The organism is Alphaproteobacteria bacterium US3C007 (genome assembly GCA_034423775.1).
GTDB classification, from domain to species: domain Bacteria; phylum Pseudomonadota; class Alphaproteobacteria; order Rhodobacterales; family Rhodobacteraceae; genus Thalassovivens; species Thalassovivens spotae.
This window is the reverse complement of record CP139918.1, coordinates 3286126-3304830: the sequence shown is the minus strand read 5'-3', so window position 1 is coordinate 3304830 and position 18705 is coordinate 3286126. Positions and strand designations below refer to the sequence as shown.

The following is an 18705-nucleotide window of genomic DNA, read 5'->3' as shown; positions in this document are numbered from 1 at the left end:
GGCTAAGCTTCTCCGCTCAGCTGAGAGTCGCGCAAGCGCGGATCAATCGCGAGATATAAAAGATCTACGGCCAGATTGATCAATACGAACAGCACACCGACCAGCAGTAAATATGCGCTCATCACAGGGATATCCACGAAATAAACCGCGTTAATGAATAATAACCCCACGCCCGGCCATTGGAACACGGTTTCCGTAATGATGGCGAATGCCACGATCGAGCCAAGCTGGAGTCCTGCAATCGTGGTTACGGGGATCAATGTATTGGGCAGGGCATGCCTGAAATTAACGCTGCGCTCAGACAGGCCTAGCGCACGGGCAAACCGTACATAATCTTGGCGTAAAACCTCCAGCATTTCCGAGCGGGTTAGCCGCATGATTAAGGTCAATTGGTAAAGGCCAAGCGTTATGCTGGGCAGGATCAGTGATTTCAGCCCCGATAGGGTCAGAAACCCGGTTGACCACCACCCAAGCTCGACAACCTCGCCGCGTCCAAACGAGGGCAGCCATTGCAGTTCAACCGCAAACACCCAAATCAACAGCACACCGATTAAAAATGTGGGCAGTGATACGCCAATAAGCGACAGAGACAATATGACATTTGCAAACAGCCCTCCGCGCCGGATTGCCGTATAAATTCCAGTAATCACGCCTAAAATCAGGGCGAATAGCGCTGATGTGAATGCCAATTCCAAAGTCGCCGGCAACCGGCTCGAGATTAATTCGGCAACAGGCAAGGCGCCGCGATAGGAATTGCCAAAGTCAAACTGCAAGGCCTTCCAGACAAATCCGAAATATTGTACATAAACTGGATCGTTCAGCCCTAAGGCTTCTTCTAAATCCGCGCGCTGTTGCACGGTGGCTTCTTGCGCCAACAGGTTATCGACGGGGCTGCCCACATATCGAAAGATGAGAAAAGAAATCAGTGCGACGATAAATAAAACCAGAACTGCCTGGCCCAAACGCCTGAGTAAGATCAATACCATTATAGCTTTTCGTTTATAAAATATGCAGCTGTGGTTTAAACAGGAACAGTCTAAGCTTTGGCCGCCTTTTGATGTGCCGTCATTATTATACGTGGGTCCACATGAAAGCCACCAGCCGCTTTGATAAGCGGCTGGTGGCCATGGCTCTTAGTTCATTTTCAAGAATTGAAAATGCGGCTGGTCTTCAGGCTGTACGGCAAATTCAATATTGCTTTTCATTCCCCAGTTCAGCACTTGGTTATGGATCGGCAGGTACATTTGTGCATCCTGAACTTTGTTCCAGATAGACGCGATCGTTGCATCACGCTTGGCCAAATCAGTCTCAGATTCAAGGCTTGCAATCATCGCATCGACGTCAGCATCCGAAAATCCGGTTGGGTTCCATGATCCGCGATCGTTAGTTTGCGTATGGACCAGATAGTTGAAGATATAATGTGAATCAAACGTTGGAACGCCCCATCCTAGCATGTAGAAATCCGCTTCGCCGCCTTTGGCGATTGGGAAATGCTGGGCTTTTGGTTTGGCGTCTAAGGTCACGTTAATACCGATCTGCCCCATCATCCCAACGGCGGCTTGACAGATGGCCTCATCGTTAATGTAGCGATCATTGGGGCAATTCAGCGTGATATCAAACCCATCCGCAAGGCCGGCTTCTGCCATCAATGCTTTTGCTGCTTCAATATCGTAGGCTGGGTAGGCATTCAGCGCCTCTGTCCAACCATTCACAAAGGGCGGCATGATCACGCCCGTTGGATCTGACTGGCCGCGCATCACAACTTGTTTGATGGCATCGCGGTTAATCGCGATATTCATCGCCTGACGCACCTTAAGATTGCTCGTTGGGCCTTCTTTCGTGTCCAAACCAAAAAAGATCACGCGGTTTTGCGCGGCTGTTCCAACGCTCAATCCGTCGGTTGCGCTGACCCGTCCAAGATCCTGAACTGGAACATCTTGGATGATATCCACTTCCCCAGATAGCAAAGCCGCAACGCGCGTTGCCGCGGATTGGATCGGCGTATAAATAAGCTCTGAAACCTGATTGGGGTAAATATCTTTGCCCCAGTAATTCGGATTGGCGGTTAAAACCGTTTTTTCATCCACCGAGCGGCTTACCAGCATGAAGGCGCCAGTCCCATTGGTATTCATCGTCGCAAAATTTGTTTCGCCTTTCGCAACGTCATGCGGGGTCATCACATCATTGGCTTCGGCCCAGCCTTTGTCCATGATGAACATATTGGTCAAATTGTTGATCAGCAGCGGGTTTGCACCATGGGTTTCGATATCCAACGTATGAGCATCAACTGCGCGCACCTCTTTCACAGATGACAGCAATTCTTTCATTTCCGAACCATCGGCCATTGCACGGTTTAAGGAAAACACCACATCTTCAGAATCAAAGGCCGCGCCGTCATGATAGGTGACGCCCTGGCGCAATTTGAAACGCCAAATATTGGGATTATCCGGCAGAGCCGCCCATTCGGTGGCCAAAACAGGAATAATAGCACCCGACATATCACGCTGAAGCAGCGGGTCATACATTTGATGCGCCAGCGCATGGGTTGGGCCTTCATTCTGTGAATGTGGATCCAAGGTGATTGAATCGCCTGCGCGCGCCCAGCGGATGGTTTCTGCCGAGGCTGACACCGCTGTCAGCGCCAGCGCCGCCGCTGTTACCAAGAGTTTGTTCATCATTATTGATTCTCCCTATTTCGTTATAAAATTCTAGCCACGATAAGTAACCAATCGCAGATCATTTTCAAAGCCAAAACCGTCTGCCGCTCTGTTTAATTTCAATTAGAGTTCATACGCAGCCTAGCTAAGCGGGTTTTGCGGCCGTTATTTCGGGCCTTCTGCGCCTTTCAGCAGGCCAGGTTGGAACTGCGTTTCAATTTTATCGCATTCTCTGCTTGTAGGCCTAATGCCCAAAATCGTCTTGGGTGGCGGCTAATCGATAGCCGTTCATCTACGGGCAAGATTTAGCTTTTGAAACAAAAGGCGCCGTCGAAAATTATGGATGTTTGCGAGGCTGGTATGGATGAATTTGTTGGGGGATACGCTTGGATCTGAGTAAGCCAAAACACCCACTAGAAAGGGTTGAACTTGCTTTAAGACTTCTCGGAAATGACCAGAGTCCTCGTTTCAGAGGATTTGCCCACTAAGCCGTTGAACCATTCAAGAACCATTGGATGCAGGCCATGGTTGCCTGAGCCGGCGGTTTATCTGTAAAACCTTCAAGCATAGCCTGTTCTAAATTCTTAATGGCAGCATACGCTGGTTTATTCACTTTTGAACTTTGAAACTTGGCTTTCAATTTTTTCCACCATTTTGTTGAATTCATCGGAGGTAGCGGCCAATTCCGTTGATGCGGCGCTGCTTTCGCTTGCCGCGCCGTCAAGTTTTTTCATCGCTTCATTTATTTCGGTAACCCCTTTTGCTTGCTCTTCTGAGGCCGAGGCAATTTCTTGAACTAATTGTGCGGTATCTTGAATATTGGGCACCACGCCTTCGACCAATTGGCCCGCTTCTTCTGCGATCTGCAGGCTATTTTCAGCGAGGTCACTGATTTCTTTAGCCGCAATCTGACTGTCTTCGGCCAAACTTCGGACCGAGTCTGCCACAACCGCAAACCCATTTCCGGCCTCTCCCACGCGGGCCGCTTCGATCATCGCATTCAAAGCCAGCAGATCCGTTTGGTAAGCAAAATCCTGAATCAAGGTCACCTTACCCGCAATTTCTTTCATTGCCAAAACGGTCTGCTTCACCGCTTCGCTGCCTTCTGTGGTTGAGGAGGCCGCCTGCGAGGCAAGCGTGTTGGTCGATTGGGCATTATCAGCGTTTTGGGTGATCGAGACGCTGATTTGCGTTAGTGCAGCGCTGGTTTCCTCAATGGAACCTGCCTGCGTTCCCGCGTTGATTTTAAAACTTTCCGCGGTGGCGTTCAATTGCAACGACGCCGTTGAAACCGATGTTACAGCGGTTTTTATATCCTGCATGATCAACTGAATGCGCTGAATAAATCCGTTTAAAGAGGCAGCTGTTTGGCCAATTTCATTGCTACCAAAATCGGGCAGTCTGAGTGTTAAATCCCCTTCACCGGCACGAAGGTTTTCGACAGCATCCAGCATTTGGTTGATGGGTTTAGAAATCACTTGCCGCGAAAATATAACGATCACAGCGGCGATGACGGCAATGATCAGTGCGACAAATATTAAAATAGTATTGCGCATGTTCTGCGTTGCCGCAAAAGCTTCGGCTTCATCAATTTCGCTTAAAATTGCCCAATCTACATCCTTAATCGCCAAGGGTTTGAACGCTGATAATACAGAAATGTTTCGATAATCTTTTATAACTAAGGATGCGGTTTGACCCTTCAAGGCCATTTGCGAGGCGGTTGTATCCACTTTTTGGCGGCCAATGACGCTCCCTGATTTTTCAATTTCACGCAGTAAATTTTGCTCCATTCCAAGATTTTTCATTTGTGCGAGGTAACCAGAGGGATCTTCAATTAAGAAGCGGGATTCATTTTTTAGCGTAAGATCCGAACCGACCATATAGGTTTCGCCGCTTTCCCCCAAACCCATATCCCGCCAATTCTGGTGGTTGGTCATAATATTGTTGATCTGATCCACCGGCATTTGAAACGCCGCAACACCCAATAATTTATCCTGCTCAAATATCGGTGAGACAATGAAGGAAGCCGGGGCGTTGTAAGAGGGCGCATATGGCGAGAAATCAATCAAATATGTAAAGCTTGGCGCTTTGGCTGTTCTGGCAATTTGAAAGGCTTTCCCCAAATTGCTGTTGGCATAGGGTCCTGTGAGCAACGAGGTGGCATAATCGGCTTCTTTAAACACAGAATACACGATATGCCCCGTATCAATATCAATTAGAAAAATGTCGTAATAGCCGAATTTTTCTAGAAAATTTCGCAAGACCGGGTGATAGCGCGCATGATGGTCACTGTACCGGCTGTTGTCGCTTGCACGAGCAAGCTTATGTTTTGACCCCAGTTGATTGGGATTATTTGCAATATATAAATCCTGTAGAATCTGAGTGCTTTCTTCGTTTGGAAAATAATCGGTGAAATGAGGCGTGATTTGTGAATTATCAGCAAGTTTTGGTAAAAAATTCCCTTGGTAATATTCCGCGACGCGGGTTTGCAGCGCTGCTTCAGCTTCCGGTGTAAGGTTGCGCTCTTCAAAAATTGTTTTAAACGCTGCTGCGAAATCCTTCATCGCTGAAATAACCATATGGTTTTCCGAAAAAGTTTCAATTTGATGCCTGATCTGGGAAAAGTAATTTTCGATCTGGGTCGCTTTTATCTCGCGCGTCGCGATGAGTTTGTTGAAGGCTTGCTCTTCAAGTTCGCGTTGAGCAATTAGGATTGATATTGATGATACTAAAGCGATGGAAAGTAAGATAAGCGGCAAAAGCGCGGTTAATACTTTCGTGCCTATATTTAAATTGCGCCATATGGTCATGATGTAAGCCTTTTTAATAAACTTTATAAAAATAATTTTGAGACTTTTATGCGCGATTTATTCAGTAAAAAAATGCGCAAATCTAAACTTTTTGAGTATTCTTAATCTTAGGTTGCAGAACGAATTATTAGTGTACAACGACGTTTATAGGCATCGGGGCGTGAATGAGTTGTCTAAAAATGGGTATTTTATGTTATTAGCACGTTAAATTATAACGCCATTATTGATATTTTTAAGATTGTTTCAAGCGTTTTTGGAAAAGTGATCAGCTTAAAAGAAGGGTTTGCGGTGTAAATCTTTGCGAACATGCGCTTTGCGTGTAAAAAATTTAGTCTCCTTAAAGGCTGCAAGAAGACTGGCATAGAACTTGCAAAATTTCTTCAAACGAAAAGCCCTATCTACCGCCGGAGCGCTGCTATGAACCTTGCTGATTTTCAACCATCCAATTCAGCCACACCAACCCCGATTGAACCGGCCAGCTGGATGCGCAGTGCGCTGCTATCTTTGGCTCTGTCTGAAAAAGGCCCATCCAAAAATAACCATGCGCTTTTGCGCAAGCAATTTGTTTTTTCAAATTGCGTGATTCAGGCATTCGAAACGATTTTAAGCGCCAATAAAATCACCACAGAAGAGGCAAGGCTGGTGGATGAACTGATTCAGACCTATCTATGCGATGACCTTCTTTTAGCTTTGGGTGAAGATTATATTTCAGTAATTCACCGCTTACTGATGCCGTTTTCCGAGGCGGTAGAAGCGCCGCAAGCGAAATCAAAACCAAGCGCGCGCATGGCCGTTTTCACCGAATTTTCAGTTACAGACGCACCGGTAAATTTTGTTTAAACCGATTGTGCTTTTGTGAATGAAGGCCAGAGCTTTCACAGTTTGATGCGTGCCTTTCAACCTAGAAATTTATTGACCTTCGGGCCAAGTTGCCGTTGTTTAAGCGAATGAAATTTCGCGTTGAAGCTGTTTTGGTAAACGTCAGATATGTGTGACATTTTGCTTGCAGGCGCCACTGGCTATATCGGCTCGGCAGTGGCAATGGCCCTTGTGGAGAAGGGGTATAAGGTGTTGTGCCCGGTGCGACAGATCCCCAAAGCACCTCTTACTGGCGTGATTTATGAAATTTGTGATTGTACCGATACTGTTGCTATAAAGCAGTTGGCGCAGCGATTTTCAGGCATTGAAGCGATTATATCCTGTATTGCCTCGCGCACGGGCGGGCGCCAAGATGCGTGGTTGGTCGACTATCGCGCCAATATGACGTTGCTGGAAACCGCGCAAGAATTGGCGATCGAGCGCTTTATTTTATTATCGGCGATTTGCGTACAAAAACCGCGCTTGGAATTTCAACATGCCAAGCGCGCATTTGAACAAAAGCTTCAAGCGTCTGGTCTTACCTATAGCATTGTGCGACCGACTGCGTTTTTCAAATCGCTCGCGGGGCAGGTGGAAAAGGTAAAGGCTGGAAAAGCCTTTGTGATGTTCGATGATGGCATGCAAACAGCGTGTAAACCAATTTCAGAAGCGGATTTGGCTGCTTATATTTGCGGGTGTTTAAGCGATATTAAACGCCACAATGCAATTTTGCCGATTGGGGGGCCTGGCCCTGCGATAACGCCGAAAGAGCAGGGGCAATTGTTGTTTCGGCTATTGCAAAAGCCTGAAAAAATTTGGCGCATTCCCAGTGCGCTTTTCAAAGTGATCGGCGGCGTCTTGACGGGGCCTGCGTTGATTTCGGCGCGTTTGGCCGACAAACGTGAATTTGTGAATATCGGTCATTATTATGCGACTGAGTCGATGTTGCTTTGGGATCCAGAGCTGTCAGTATATTCAGCTCAAAACACCCCAGAATTTGGCGGTCAGAGCTTGGAGGCGTTTTATCGTCGGGTTTTAAAGACCGGTCTGGATGGTCAGGATTTAGGGGCGCATAAATTATTTTAGAATTTGTCGTCACACTGACAGATCTTTTCAAATTAAAAGTGAAGGTAAAGCATATTTTTGCCGACTGTCTTGGGCCTTGCGGCTTTGAAGCCTTTCACTGCATTACTGTGTCTTGAGAGCGTTTTGAATGGTCAAACCCGCCGAACAGCGATCTGAAGCGGGGCGTTGAAACCATCATGTGTTGAGAAAGCTCAATGAGGTACGTTTATTGGCATTTAGCAAGCTGAGGTGAAAATGATTAAAAAGATTTATATCGCAGGTCCATTGTTTAACGCTCATGAACGGAGCTTTCTTTGTCTAGCCCCCTATACTCGCCCATTGAGTTTTGGTTTCTCTAATAAGGTTTCTGGGACGGGTGGGCGCATGTTTAATGCGTGATGAGGTCTGATCTGGTTGTATTGCCTGAGCCAAACATTGATAGCGACCTGGGCTTGCCGTGTGGTGTGGAACCATTCAGCGTTTAGCACTTCTTTTCGCAAGGTGCCGTTAAAGCGTTCGTTGTATCCATTTTCCCAAGGGCTGCCCGGATAGATTTGCATTGGTTTGATACCGATCCTCTTCAGCCAGTCCTGTAGATGCGTGGCAATGAACTCGGGTCCGTTGTCAGAGCGAATAAACTCTGGCTTACCATGTTTAATCAGCAGCGGGTGCAGTGTCTCCAAAACGTCGTTCGCATTCATTTTGGATCGCACTGCCACGTAGAGCGCTTCACGGGTATATTCATCTAGAACCGTGAGCATTTTATAGCTGCACCCATTGCTAAGCTTATCGTGCACAAAGTCGATCGCCCAAATATGGTTGGGATGTGTGGGCCGCAGCCTGATGATGGAGCTGTCTTTGTGATAAAGCCGTTTGCGCTTCTTGTGCCGGCGCGGCAGCTGTAAACCTTCTTCGTTCCATAAGCGCTCGATCCTCTTGTGGTTAACACGCCAGCCTTCCATGCGCAGCAGGGCTGTGACTTTCCTATAACCATACCACCCATACTGTTTGGCCAGCCGGATCATCGCCAAGCGTAGTTTGGTATCATCTACTTGTTTGGCTTGATAGCGCAGACTTGAGCGGGCTACATCCAGAACAGCGCAAGCACGCCGCTCAGAAATATCCAGCTTTTGACGCGTATGAATAACAGCCTGACGAAGCTGAGCCCGCGTCAGGCCCGTGGCTTTAGATGATCAAGGCTCTCCTTCAGGATCACCTTGTCTAACTGCAAGTCAGCGACGATCTTCTTCAAGCGCTCGTTTTCTTTCTTGAGCGATTTCATCTCTGAAACCTGTGAACGAGAAAGGCCTCCAAACTTCTTACGCCAGTAATAATAACTCTTATCTGAAATCCCAGCTTTGCGACACGCACTCACAACGTCCAAACCATCGTGCAAATGAACATCAATCTCGCGCAATAACTTCAACACATCTTCATCAGAATAACGCTTCCGAGCCATGTTTCCTTACTCCCTATGCCAAAATATACTGGCACAGTTCTAGGGGGCTAAGACACAGTAACGGTTTTTTGGGTCAGTTTGAACTTTATGAATCTTTAAATGCGGCCTCTGCGGCGTATCTATTTCTTGATTATGGGCAAGTGACTGAAAATGCGGGTGAAAACACGCGCCGACTCGCCGGTGTCGGGCTTGGAGTGCAATTTTCAAACAAACGTTTGAGTTTAGATTTAAGCTTGGCTCAAAGTCTAAGTATGGCAGCCTCCTCGGTGGATCCTTCTAACCGTGATCCACAGTTTTGGACTTCCGTAAACATAAATTTTTAATAAAGGTGATTTGAAAATGTCTTACATTCGACGCAGTTTTATTTTTTCGGTTTTGTCATGTAGTTTTTGGATAAGTGTGTTCGGGCTTAGCCCGGCTTCTGTTGCTTCGCAAGAACCCGAAGGAGAGGTGAATGATATCTCTATAACGCGCACACAGCATGATTTTTGGGAAAGTATTTGCACGCTTGAGCAGGAAATTGAAACTTGCATATTACAACAAACCTTACGTGAAAATACTGGAGAAAAACGGCCCTTTTCAATGATTACAATTGCGTTGAAAAAGGAACAAATGATCTTTGAGGTGCTGCTTCCGCTTCAAATAGATCTGGCATTTGGCTTGGAGATGTCATCGGAAAATATTGATCCAAAAACCTACCGTTTTGTCACCTGTGTTTCTCAGGGGTGTTTGGTCTCTTTCGAGTTGGATGAACCACTTATTGAGAGCATGAAGAAAAACCGTGAGTTTTCTTTGCGGTTTAGAATGCTAAATGCCGAAGACGCAATCTTGGCAAAAGTAAGTCTCAAAGGGTTTTCACGGGCAATAGCAAAACTTAACCCGATAAAGTCATGAGCCGGAAGCAGAGCTTGAACTGCTGCCTCCGATTAACGATAACAGGGCTATAAATAAAAAACTGCCTGTTAATTTCGACGCGGGGCCTAAATTTGACGTTGCATTTTCCAAATTTGTTTTACCATTTTGCGTCGATGGCACCGTTTGTGCGCTTGCGGCAGTGGCGCAAAAAAGTACGATGCATGTGATCGTTATGACTTTATTCATCAAATTTTCTTTTTAGTAAAACGTCAGCATGCGTAATCATTAACAGATTTATTTTAGTTTTCCATCTAAATTGACGGTGTTTGCCATTTGGCCCCCGTATTAGATGGCGAACAGAACATAACAATTGTCAGAATTTAAAATAAGTTTGTTACCTCGATAACGAATATTTGCTTCAATAAATTCATACAAAAAATGTATGAATGGCAAAATAAAAGCGAATTGTTTTTGCCTAGCGGCTTTAGTATCCCCTTTTGCAAAGGCGTTGGGGGATATGTGTCTTACGAAAGTTCAATCAAATCGGGCGCGCCCTGCGTCATTGACGCAACTCATGCGCGCTTTCTGGCCAAAAAGCGGCTTCCCAAACTTATTTTTGACTTTATTGATGGAGCGGCGGGGCGCGAAATTGGCAAGGCACGCAATGAACAGGCATTTGGTGATATTCAACTGCAATCACGTGTTTTACGCCAGGTTGACCCCAGAAACCTAACCACAAAATTTATCGATCAATCGTTTCAGCTGCCCTTTGGAATCGCGCCGATGGGAATGTGTAATCTTTCGCATCCCAAGGCGGACCAAATAATGGGGCAAGTTGCGAAAACTGCGCAGATTCCGGTGGGATTGTCATCTGCAGCGTCTAGCCGCCTCGAGGATATGCGCAAATGGGCCGGTACTTATGTATGGTTTCAGCTTTATGTAACACCGCCGCTCGATCATACGCTTTCTTTGGTGCGAAGGGCCCAAAATGCCGGATATTCAACCTTGGTATTCACGGTGGATGTTCCTCAAGTGAGCCGGCGTTTGCGCGATGTTGCGAATGGGTTTAAAATGCCCTTTCGGATGAGGTCAAAACAATTTTTTGATTTCGCAACCCATCCAAGGTGGAGTCTCGCAACTTTGGCAAACGGCGTGCCCAAACCCCTAAACTTTCCGGATAATGGAGATGGTTTTGATCGAGATGCAAGCCGCGCTTTAGCGGATTGGGAATTTTTGAAACGATTGCGTGAATTGTGGCCGGGCAAGCTGGTGGTCAAAGGAATTACCTCGGTGCCCGACGCGTTGCAGGTGCAAGAGTGCGGCGCAGATGCGATTTATATTTCCACGCATGGGGGGCGCCAGTTGGACAGCGCGCCGGCGTCAATTGCAGTGTTACCATTGATCCGGCAAGCGCTTGGTCCGGATTATCCGTTGCTTATTGATAGCGGCGTTCGCAATGGCGAAGATATCGTGAAGGCCATGGTTTGTGGCGCCAATATGGTGATGTTGGGCCGTCCGGTGCTTTACGCGTTGGCGGCTGATGGTGCGCGGGGGCTGGACGCGTTGTTCAGCGGTTTGGCCTATGATGTTTCTGCTGCGATGGCACAATTGGGTGCGCGAAACATATCCGATTTGACGCCTGCGATGATCGTAAAAAATAATCATGCCCTGCTAGATTAGGTGGGTTTTATGGGTAAGAAGGTGAAGATCCTGTGAACGAAAAGAGCAAAGAGATAAAACTGCGTGGTGGCGAGATACTCGCCCGTGCACTCAAAGAAAAAGGTGCTGAGCATGTGTTTACGCTTGCTGGTGGCTTTTGTAACCCTGCGCTCGAAGGGTTTATGAAATGTCAAATGCCTGTGATCAACTGCCCCCATGAACAGGTTGCTGGACATTTGGCTGATGGTCATACGCGTATCACGCGCAAACCGGCTGTTTGCTTGGTTGGTCCGGAAGGTTTCGCAAATGCGGTGCCGGCCATGTTGGAGGCTGGCGGCGAACGAGCGCCGGTGATATTTGTGACTGGGTCTTCGACGCTGAAGCGCCAAGGTGCAGGCGGATTTAAAGAAATTGATGATGTCGCCATCGCGGCCCCATTGGTGAAATATTCGGTTCAAATTACCGATGGTGAGCGGATCAGCGAATTTGTCGATCGGGCCTGGACAGCGGCAACCACTGGTTATCCAGGGCCTGTGCATATCAGCTTGCCGGTTGATTTAATGTTTGCGAGTTTTCCAGCGGATGCAGGTCGTCATGAGCGCCCATTTGACCGTAGCGACAGGCCTTTGCCAAAAGCTTGGCCAGAACCAGCGGTGATGGCAGATGTGATAAACCTGCTTAATATGGCAAAGCGGCCTGTTATCATCGCAGGGCACGGGGTGTGGTGGTCACACACGGAAAAAAACCTTGAAGACGCGTCGAAAGCTTTGAAAATTCCTGTATTCAACGTTCCCTATCATCAGAAACTACTGGGTGAGGAATGTGAAACCTATATGGGGTTGGCAGATTTTCACCAATATCACCCCTCTAAAGAGGCGTTGCAGGACGCGGATATAATATTGATGATTGGAGGGCGACTCGACAATCAAATGAATTTCGGAAATCCGCCTTTTATCAAAGCGGAAACGCATTTGATCTGTGTCAATGGCAGCCACGAAGAACTGAATTACAATCGCGCGGCAGATCGGTTGATACTCAGCGACCCCGCTGCATTTTTAGATCTTTTGTCAGGTGTGAAAGTTAATTTTGCCCCTTGGCTTGAGCTGCAGAAAGCGCGCCGCGCCAAATGGGTTGATGAATGGTACGCGCATTTGGATACAGAAAATACACTCGATCAAGCGCAGGGGCGCAAAATGCACCCGCTGCAATTGTCATTGGATGTGCAAAGCCAGTTACAGGATCAGGATTGGTTGGTTTTTGACGGCGGCAACACGCATTTCTGGTCGGAAATTGCTGTTAATATGGCTGGGTGGCGTGGTCAAAAACTTGGCGGTATTTTGCACCCGGGGAATTATAGCTTGCTGGGCGTAGGGGTAAGCTTTGCCCTATCAGCAAAAGCGGCGCATCCGGAACGTAATGTCGTGTTAATTTCGGGGGATGGCGCCTTTTTGTCGGGTGGCTTATCCATCGAAGCGGCGTTTCAGGAAAAGCTGCCGATCACCGTTGTAATAGATAATAATGGCGGATTGGATTGTATCAGCCAGCAGCAAGAGCGTTTATTTGCGAACGGTTCCCATTTTGCCACCGATTTTCGCGATATTCCGTTTCACACCCTTTTTGAAGGTATGGGGGGATATGGAGAATTGGTCGAGGATCGTGCCGCTTTGGGCCCTGCTTTGGCGCGGGCGATGGCCAGCGGAAAGACCGCTTGCCTCAACGTGAAATGTCGTGGTGTTATTAGCCCGATCGTAGCAGCCACCTCCGATAAACGTGATAAGGCATCGATTGAATAATGGCCGTTTTAACATCTCACACGCTGAACGGATTTGATGGCACACATGCTGGGTTTATTCCTGTCCGCCTGATCAATCTGACCAATCAAAATTGTTTATTTGACACTCAGATGGATGCTGGCGGGCGGCTTAAAGAAACCTTGGATGCGCGACTTTTGAGCCCCGAGGCGTGCTATGAACTGGTCTTTGAAACCAAAGATTACTGGCAAAACCAAGATCTCATTCGCGCAAGGCTGCACATTATGGATGAAATCATCTTTCGTTTTTCGATGCCTGATCGGGAAGGCCATTACCACATTCCGATCATTATCAACCCGAATTCTTACTCTGTTTGGTGGTCAGGAGATTAACCAATGGCTGATGGCTTAAATATGTCGCGGCGTATTCGTCGCACACCTTATACGGATCGCGTCGAGGCGTTGGGGGTTCGGGGGTTTTCCGTGGTCAACCATATGCTCTTGCCCAAAGCCTTTGAAACCAGTGTTGAAGAAGATTATTGGCATTTGCGCGCCTATGTGCAGCTTTGGGATGTGTCTTGCCAAAGGCAGGTTGAAATATCGGGCCCAGATGCTGGCGCTTTGGTGCAATTGATGACCCCGCGCAACATCAGCAAGGCACAGGTGGGGCAGTGTCTATATGTGCCGATCATTGATGACCAAGCGGGGCTGATAAATGATCCGGTTCTTTTAAAGCTGGCCGAAGATCGGTTTTGGCTGTCAATCGCCGATAGCGATTTACTGCTTTATGCCAAAGGGCTGGCCTTGGGCCGGGGGCTAAATGCCTATATTCATGAGCCTGATGTTTTTCCTTTATCCGTGCAGGGGCCGCAAGCTGAGGCTTTGCTGGCCGAGGTTTTCGGGCCAGATATACGCGATATTGGATTTTTCAAATTTGGGTGGATTGAGGTTGAGGGAACCCAGCAGCTTATCGCCCGATCCGGGTATTCGCGCCAAGGCGGGTTTGAGATTTATGTGCAGGGGGCGGCGCATGGCCCCGGTTTATGGGATTTGCTCTGGAGGGCAGGGCAAGCGTATAACATTCGCCCCGGTTGCCCCAATCTGATCGAACGGATTGAGGGCGGCCTTTTTTCATATGGCAATGAGATGACCCTTCAAAACAATCCATTTGAAATAGGGCTGGGTAAATTTTGTGATGTGAGCGGTTCTATTGATTACATCGGCCGGGATGCGGTATGCGCGATCGCTGCGCAAGGCCCTCAGCGGTTGATCCATGCAGTTGAATTTGAAGGTCCCCCCGTGCCAACCTGCGCAATCCCATGGCCTGTGATTTGTGAGGGACAAAAAATTGGTGAAATCACATCGGGAATATATTCGCCGCGTTTAGAAAACAATATAGGGTTGTCTCTTCTCGAGAAAGGCTATTGGCGCGCGGGCTTAAACGTTGAGGTGCGGGTGGAAGATCAACCGCCGCGCGCGGGCTGGATAAGAGATTTGCCGGTTGCTTAACATCGAATTCTGTCTAAGCGCTTGGCAATAATGCCCGCCAATTCTTGCCCGTGACGTGACAATGTACCAGCATTTTGCGCGACAACAGCCAGATGATATTCAAGATTTTGAACCAGTGGCAGGCTGGTCACACCACCTGTTCCGACAGCAACTCCGGCGGATAAAACGTCAACGATCGCCAGCGCGCCGGTTTCTTTTGCCAATGCCGCGGCCATCGGCATATTGGCCGCCGATAAACGCGAGCGTTGCTTTAGATGGGCGATGGTTGCCGTATCCAGACCGGCTATCTGTTCGGGAAAAATGCCACCAAAAGTAATAAAGGTTTCTGTCTGCGCTAGGTCGTTCAAATTCACCTCAGTTTGAGAACCAGCCAAAGCGTGCTCTTCGGGAACCAAGCAAACATAGGGCAGGGTGGTTTGATACAGGATTTCAACGCCATTATAGGGCGGTTGCCGGCTGATCACGCCCAGATCCAATTGCTGCAATTGAATAGCTTCGATAATGGCAGGTGTGTTACGCAGGTAGATCTGTAATTTAACGTCAGGTCGGGCCTGATATAGGCTGTTTATGGCACTTGGAATTTCTATCGTTGCCAGCGACGGGATGACCCCCAAAGAAAGGGTGCCCCCGGAACTGCTTTCCAGTGTTTTGGCCAAATCATCCAGCCGGTCAAGGCCCATAAACGTGGCCTCTACGCCTTCATAAAATTTTTGTCCCTCTGTCGTTGGTCTGATGCCACGCCCCAATTTGATAAAAAGGGCAAAGCCTATCTGAGCTTCGAGATCTTTGATCAGACGGCTCACCGTGGGTTGCGAAAGATTCAATGACGCTGCCGCACGCGTTATTGAGCCAGAACGCATTGTGGCTCGAAAGGCTTCTAATTGTCGAAAATTCATGACCCACCATTTGTTCCAAGATCGGGTGGAGTTATCTATAGATTATTTTGGGAAAAAGAACAGCAGGCACGTGTTAAAGGCCCCGCAGGCTTATTAGGGTTTGCTCTGCCCTCGTTTCACGCCAGATCCCTTGCTGGTTCAAAAACGTCTAAAGTTCAATTTCACCCAGTTTCCGCTTCAATGCGGGAAGATAGATTTTGGCATCGGGGCTGTGGGGATACACGCCTAGAAGGCTTTCATACGCGTTTATGGCCTTTTGCCATTCCCCCAATTTCATATTTATTAAACCCAAGCCTGATAAGGCTCCAAAATGGCGTGGTTGCCGGATCAAAACTTCATAAATATCGGCTTCAGAGCCTGCGTAATCGCCCTTGATAAAACGTAAAGTGGCACGCTTGTTCCACGCCTCGGTAAAATCAGGATTTATAAAAATTAACCTGCCGAAGAGCACATCTGCGTCATCGATACGGCCTTGATTCATCGCAATGATGCCACGTTGCATCAAGCTTCCTTCGGCATTAGAGCTATGCGCGCTGGTCCATTCACCCCAAAGCTTTGAAATTATCGGCTGCGCCTCTTGTTCAGAGGCGCTGAGCGCCAACTGATCTAATAGGTCTTCTGGGTTTGCCAGGCTAAGACTGGCCGTGATAATAAACAGCGTCGCAAACGCACTCCAGGGCTTAAAAATATGTCTCCACCACATCATCATCGCCAAAAGGTAGACTATATTGGCGTTTCGTCAAATTATATAGTTCGGTTTTTAAGCGGCCTCTGTGGCTTTTGCAGATAGCGTTTCTTCAAGGCGTTGGCTGTCCAAGCGTACGGTCTCCAAACGCTTATCAATCGCCGCATTGGCTATATTTGCATCGGCCTGACGCTTTTCAAGCGCGCGCGTCTCTTCAAGCATAGAGCGTGCGGCGGCGCTTATCTTAACCACGACAGAGCGCTCATCGGCATTTTTGCTTGGTTCAGATTTTACTTTTTCGGTTGAAGCGGGGGTAGGTATTTTTTCCGATTGCTTCGGCGCGTATTGCTGCGCGAGAAATGCATTTAGCCCAACATTATTGACCTCTGACATGTCTATCCTCCTATTCTTAGAGGATAGGTTTGCAATTACCGCGCCAAAAATAATGATTTTGAAAATTCACTCTTAAGACTCTAAGTGCGACTGCTGATATTGGCCATATGCGTGAGCCCTTTTACAGACGCAGCTTTCCTGCAATCAAGAGTGCAAACTTGCGTTCTGGCATTCAATCTAAAGCCTCTCCGGGAAGGACAGCACAGATCGGGCATGACAATATCGCGACATTCATGTGCTACCGCATCATTCACCACGCCAGCGTCCAATCTCACCGTCAGCTGTTCGGGCCTAGCGCGCTCAATTCGACGGATGGGTGGCATAGCGGAACGGCTGCTGGAAATCGCCCCAGCGGTGATAGATCCAAACTGCATAGCCAATACCAAACAGGCAAAGCGAAAACCTTTCAGATGGCAGAGGGGGCGGGGCTTGTTGATGTTTGTTGCGCGAACTTATTATTAAGATTGCAGGGCTTACTTATAAAGCAGTGGGGTGCCTGCAGAGCCCTTAGGGGTATATTTATACTTGGCGTCGACAGAAAATCTTTTTGGATACGCTACTCATAAGTCAAACTTCAAAAACAACCTGCCAAAGCTATTGAAAGGGGTGTAGAGTTTCGTTGAACAAATTTTATCGCAATGAAAATTCTAGTTCTAACGTTTTGCGAGGGCACTTTCGCGCCAAACAATTAACAAACCTCCAAGAATGATGAGTGCTGCGCCTGGGAATAATGTATTCCAAGGTGTTTCGTCGAAAAATGCCCATCCAAATAAAAAAGCGATAGGAATTCCAAAATAACTGAATGGCGCCAAATTGCTTTGTTCTGTCATTCGGTAACTGGTCACCAATAAAAGAACTGCAGATCCGCCAAACCCTCCCATAAGGACTAACCAGAGAACCTCTTTAAAAGAAGTAAACATAGTAAACCCACCAATGAACAAGGTTATAATCGTAGCGCAAGCGGTTGAAATGACTGAAGAGTACAGATTTACCAAAGCACTAGGTACCTCATCATCAAATAATTTAGCCGTGATTGTCAGCAGCGCATAGAATGCCGCTGCGGCTAAGGGTAAGATTGAGAAAAATGAGAACGCATCACTGCCAGGTTGCAATATAAAAACAACACCAACAAACCCGACGAGAACCGCCCCCCAGCGCATCCAACCTACGCGTTCTCCTAAAATTGGTATTGCAAACGCAGTTGTAAAAAGCGCTCCGGCATAGGTAATTGTAGACGCGGTTGCAAATGCCATCAGGCCGAGTGACATGTAAAAACAAAGCTGAGCTAGCGTGGCAATAACGCCCCTAAAAAGAGCTAGTTTCCATTGCCTAATTTTAAAAATCTGCCCTGCTTGGCGCCAAGCTCTAGACGAATAAAGTACTAAAAAAGCTGGAATTAATCCGAATAGGTTTCTCCAGGTCGAAAGCTCGGCAGCAGAAAATTTTGAAGAAAGCAGTTTTATTATCAAACCCATTGAATCGAACAATGCCAATGCAAGTAAGCTTAATATGATAGCGAGGCCGGTTCGATTAAGAGGTCGCATGATGAATAGTCAAACCTTATTTAGGGGAACCGACACGGCATTCATTTTAAGAATAGGTTAAAGCGGATTCAAAATCATATATTTATAGTTTAGAATTGTGGCGAAGGAGACCCATGCCCAATAAGGCAAAAACAGGTATCCAGCTTTTCGATCAACTGAGAAGCTAACAGCACTATACGCTCCAATTACCGCCCAAAGAACCACAATGAGAGCGAGAGCGCCGGGTAAATCAAATGCGCCAAAGAACACAGGTGTCCAAAGCGTATTCAAACACATTTGTAAGCTCCATAAACCTAAGACAACGCCTTTTAGCTTATGAGGGTCTGCATAAATCACGCGATAGGCGCTTGTTGCAATAAACAGATATAAGACAGTCCAAACGGGGCCAAAAAGCCATGCAGGCGGCGCTACATCAGGCGCAATCCAATCGTTAGCATTCAAATTACCTGCAAACCAAATAGCGCCCGAAGCTGCCACAATCGTGCAAGCGTATAATGAAAGCCAAACCGCTATTTTCAGTTTCAATTACGGCCCCTAACTTTTAAAAAAACGCTTTTTAAGCATG

Annotated in this window: 15 protein-coding genes and 1 pseudogene; 7 read left to right on the top strand and 9 right to left on the bottom strand. The window is 47.5% G+C overall.

Annotation, left to right across the window (positions count from 1 at the left end; translation table 11 throughout):
* Nucleotides 1-2 precede the first annotated feature (2 nt).
* From UM181_15810 to UM181_15800, 3 genes are all read right to left on the bottom strand, one after another.
* Nucleotides 3-986 (bottom strand): ABC transporter permease, encoded by a 984-nt coding sequence (locus UM181_15810; protein ID WQC62759.1) that lies wholly within the window; start codon nt 984-986, stop codon nt 3-5.
* Nucleotides 987-1133: 147 nt separating this feature from the next.
* Nucleotides 1134-2678, bottom strand: a complete 1545-nt coding sequence (locus tag UM181_15805) for an ABC transporter substrate-binding protein (protein ID WQC62758.1) — start codon at nt 2676-2678, stop codon at nt 1134-1136.
* A gap of 584 nt (nt 2679-3262) precedes the next feature.
* Nucleotides 3263-5467, bottom strand: a complete 2205-nt coding sequence (locus tag UM181_15800; protein WQC62757.1) for a methyl-accepting chemotaxis protein — start codon at nt 5465-5467, stop codon at nt 3263-3265.
* Between the two features lie 417 nt (nt 5468-5884).
* Between UM181_15800 and UM181_15795 the strand changes: the two genes are divergently transcribed.
* Nucleotides 5885-6307: a hypothetical protein gene (locus UM181_15795; GenBank protein WQC62756.1), complete on the top strand. Its 423-nt coding sequence runs from the start codon at nt 5885-5887 to the stop codon at nt 6305-6307.
* A gap of 147 nt (nt 6308-6454) precedes the next feature.
* On the top strand, nt 6455-7411 hold the full coding sequence (locus tag UM181_15790) for an NAD(P)H-binding protein (protein ID WQC62755.1): 957 nt from the start codon (nt 6455-6457) through the stop codon (nt 7409-7411).
* 305 nt (nt 7412-7716) lie between these two features.
* On the opposite strand, the pseudogene UM181_15785 reads toward UM181_15790, so the two are convergent.
* Nucleotides 7717-8849 (bottom strand): annotated as a pseudogene (locus UM181_15785) (IS3 family transposase).
* 339 nt (nt 8850-9188) lie between these two features.
* On the opposite strand from UM181_15785, the gene UM181_15780 reads away from it, so the two are divergent.
* The 5 genes from UM181_15780 to UM181_15760 all read left to right on the top strand — a co-directional run bounded on the left by UM181_15780 (nt 9189) and on the right by UM181_15760 (nt 14622).
* Nucleotides 9189-9743, top strand: coding sequence for an invasion associated locus B family protein (locus UM181_15780; GenBank protein WQC62754.1), 555 nt, complete (start codon nt 9189-9191; stop codon nt 9741-9743).
* Between the two features lie 426 nt (nt 9744-10169).
* On the top strand, nt 10170-11384 hold the full coding sequence (locus UM181_15775; protein WQC62753.1) for an alpha-hydroxy acid oxidase: 1215 nt from the start codon (nt 10170-10172) through the stop codon (nt 11382-11384).
* Between the two features lie 32 nt (nt 11385-11416).
* The gene (locus UM181_15770; protein ID WQC62752.1) at nt 11417-13156 is read left to right on the top strand and encodes a thiamine pyrophosphate-binding protein; all 1740 of its coding nucleotides are present in this window, start codon (nt 11417-11419) and stop codon (nt 13154-13156) included.
* Nucleotides 13156-13506 (top strand): hydroxyisourate hydrolase, encoded by a 351-nt coding sequence (locus tag UM181_15765; GenBank protein WQC62751.1) that lies wholly within the window; start codon nt 13156-13158, stop codon nt 13504-13506. The genes UM181_15770 and UM181_15765 overlap by 1 nt, the downstream gene beginning before the upstream one ends.
* A 3-nt stretch (nt 13507-13509) precedes the next feature.
* On the top strand, nt 13510-14622 hold the full coding sequence (locus UM181_15760) for a dimethylsulfoniopropionate demethylase (GenBank protein WQC62750.1): 1113 nt from the start codon (nt 13510-13512) through the stop codon (nt 14620-14622).
* Here UM181_15760 and UM181_15755 read toward each other — a convergent pair.
* The 5 genes from UM181_15755 to UM181_15735 all read right to left on the bottom strand — a co-directional run bounded on the left by UM181_15755 (nt 14619) and on the right by UM181_15735 (nt 18665).
* Nucleotides 14619-15518, bottom strand: a complete 900-nt coding sequence (locus UM181_15755) for a LysR family transcriptional regulator (protein WQC62749.1) — start codon at nt 15516-15518, stop codon at nt 14619-14621. The genes UM181_15760 and UM181_15755 overlap by 4 nt on opposite strands.
* A 148-nt stretch (nt 15519-15666) precedes the next feature.
* Nucleotides 15667-16227 (bottom strand): tetratricopeptide repeat protein, encoded by a 561-nt coding sequence (locus UM181_15750; protein WQC62748.1) that lies wholly within the window; start codon nt 16225-16227, stop codon nt 15667-15669.
* 51 nt (nt 16228-16278) lie between these two features.
* Entirely contained in the window at nt 16279-16596 is a 318-nt protein-coding gene (locus tag UM181_15745) for a hypothetical protein (GenBank protein ID WQC62747.1), read from the bottom strand.
* Between the two features lie 653 nt (nt 16597-17249).
* Nucleotides 17250-18140 (bottom strand): DMT family transporter, encoded by an 891-nt coding sequence (locus tag UM181_15740; protein WQC62746.1) that lies wholly within the window; start codon nt 18138-18140, stop codon nt 17250-17252.
* Between the two features lie 57 nt (nt 18141-18197).
* Nucleotides 18198-18665: a TspO/MBR family protein gene (locus UM181_15735; GenBank protein ID WQC62745.1), complete on the bottom strand. Its 468-nt coding sequence runs from the start codon at nt 18663-18665 to the stop codon at nt 18198-18200.
* Nucleotides 18666-18705 lie beyond the last annotated feature (40 nt).

What these genes read in the sequence shown, in the direction of transcription:
- UM181_15795 (WQC62756.1), top strand. Translation starts at nt 5,885, where the DNA reads ATGAACCTTGCTGATTTTCAACCATCCAATTCAGCCACACCAACCCCG.
- UM181_15780 (WQC62754.1), top strand. Translation starts at nt 9,189, where the DNA reads ATGTCTTACATTCGACGCAGTTTTATTTTTTCGGTTTTGTCATGTAGT.
- UM181_15800 (WQC62757.1), bottom strand. Translation starts at nt 5,467, where the DNA reads ATGACCATATGGCGCAATTTAAATATAGGCACGAAAGTATTAACCGCG.
- UM181_15740 (WQC62746.1), bottom strand. Translation starts at nt 18,140, where the DNA reads ATGCGACCTCTTAATCGAACCGGCCTCGCTATCATATTAAGCTTACTT.
- UM181_15765 (WQC62751.1), top strand. Translation starts at nt 13,156, where the DNA reads ATGGCCGTTTTAACATCTCACACGCTGAACGGATTTGATGGCACACAT.
- UM181_15750 (WQC62748.1), bottom strand. Translation starts at nt 16,227, where the DNA reads ATGATGATGTGGTGGAGACATATTTTTAAGCCCTGGAGTGCGTTTGCG.
- UM181_15755 (WQC62749.1), bottom strand. Translation starts at nt 15,518, where the DNA reads ATGAATTTTCGACAATTAGAAGCCTTTCGAGCCACAATGCGTTCTGGC.
- UM181_15805 (WQC62758.1), bottom strand. Translation starts at nt 2,678, where the DNA reads ATGATGAACAAACTCTTGGTAACAGCGGCGGCGCTGGCGCTGACAGCG.
- UM181_15810 (WQC62759.1), bottom strand. Translation starts at nt 986, where the DNA reads ATGGTATTGATCTTACTCAGGCGTTTGGGCCAGGCAGTTCTGGTTTTA.
- UM181_15760 (WQC62750.1), top strand. Translation starts at nt 13,510, where the DNA reads ATGGCTGATGGCTTAAATATGTCGCGGCGTATTCGTCGCACACCTTAT.
- UM181_15790 (WQC62755.1), top strand. Translation starts at nt 6,455, where the DNA reads ATGTGTGACATTTTGCTTGCAGGCGCCACTGGCTATATCGGCTCGGCA.
- UM181_15745 (WQC62747.1), bottom strand. Translation starts at nt 16,596, where the DNA reads ATGTCAGAGGTCAATAATGTTGGGCTAAATGCATTTCTCGCGCAGCAA.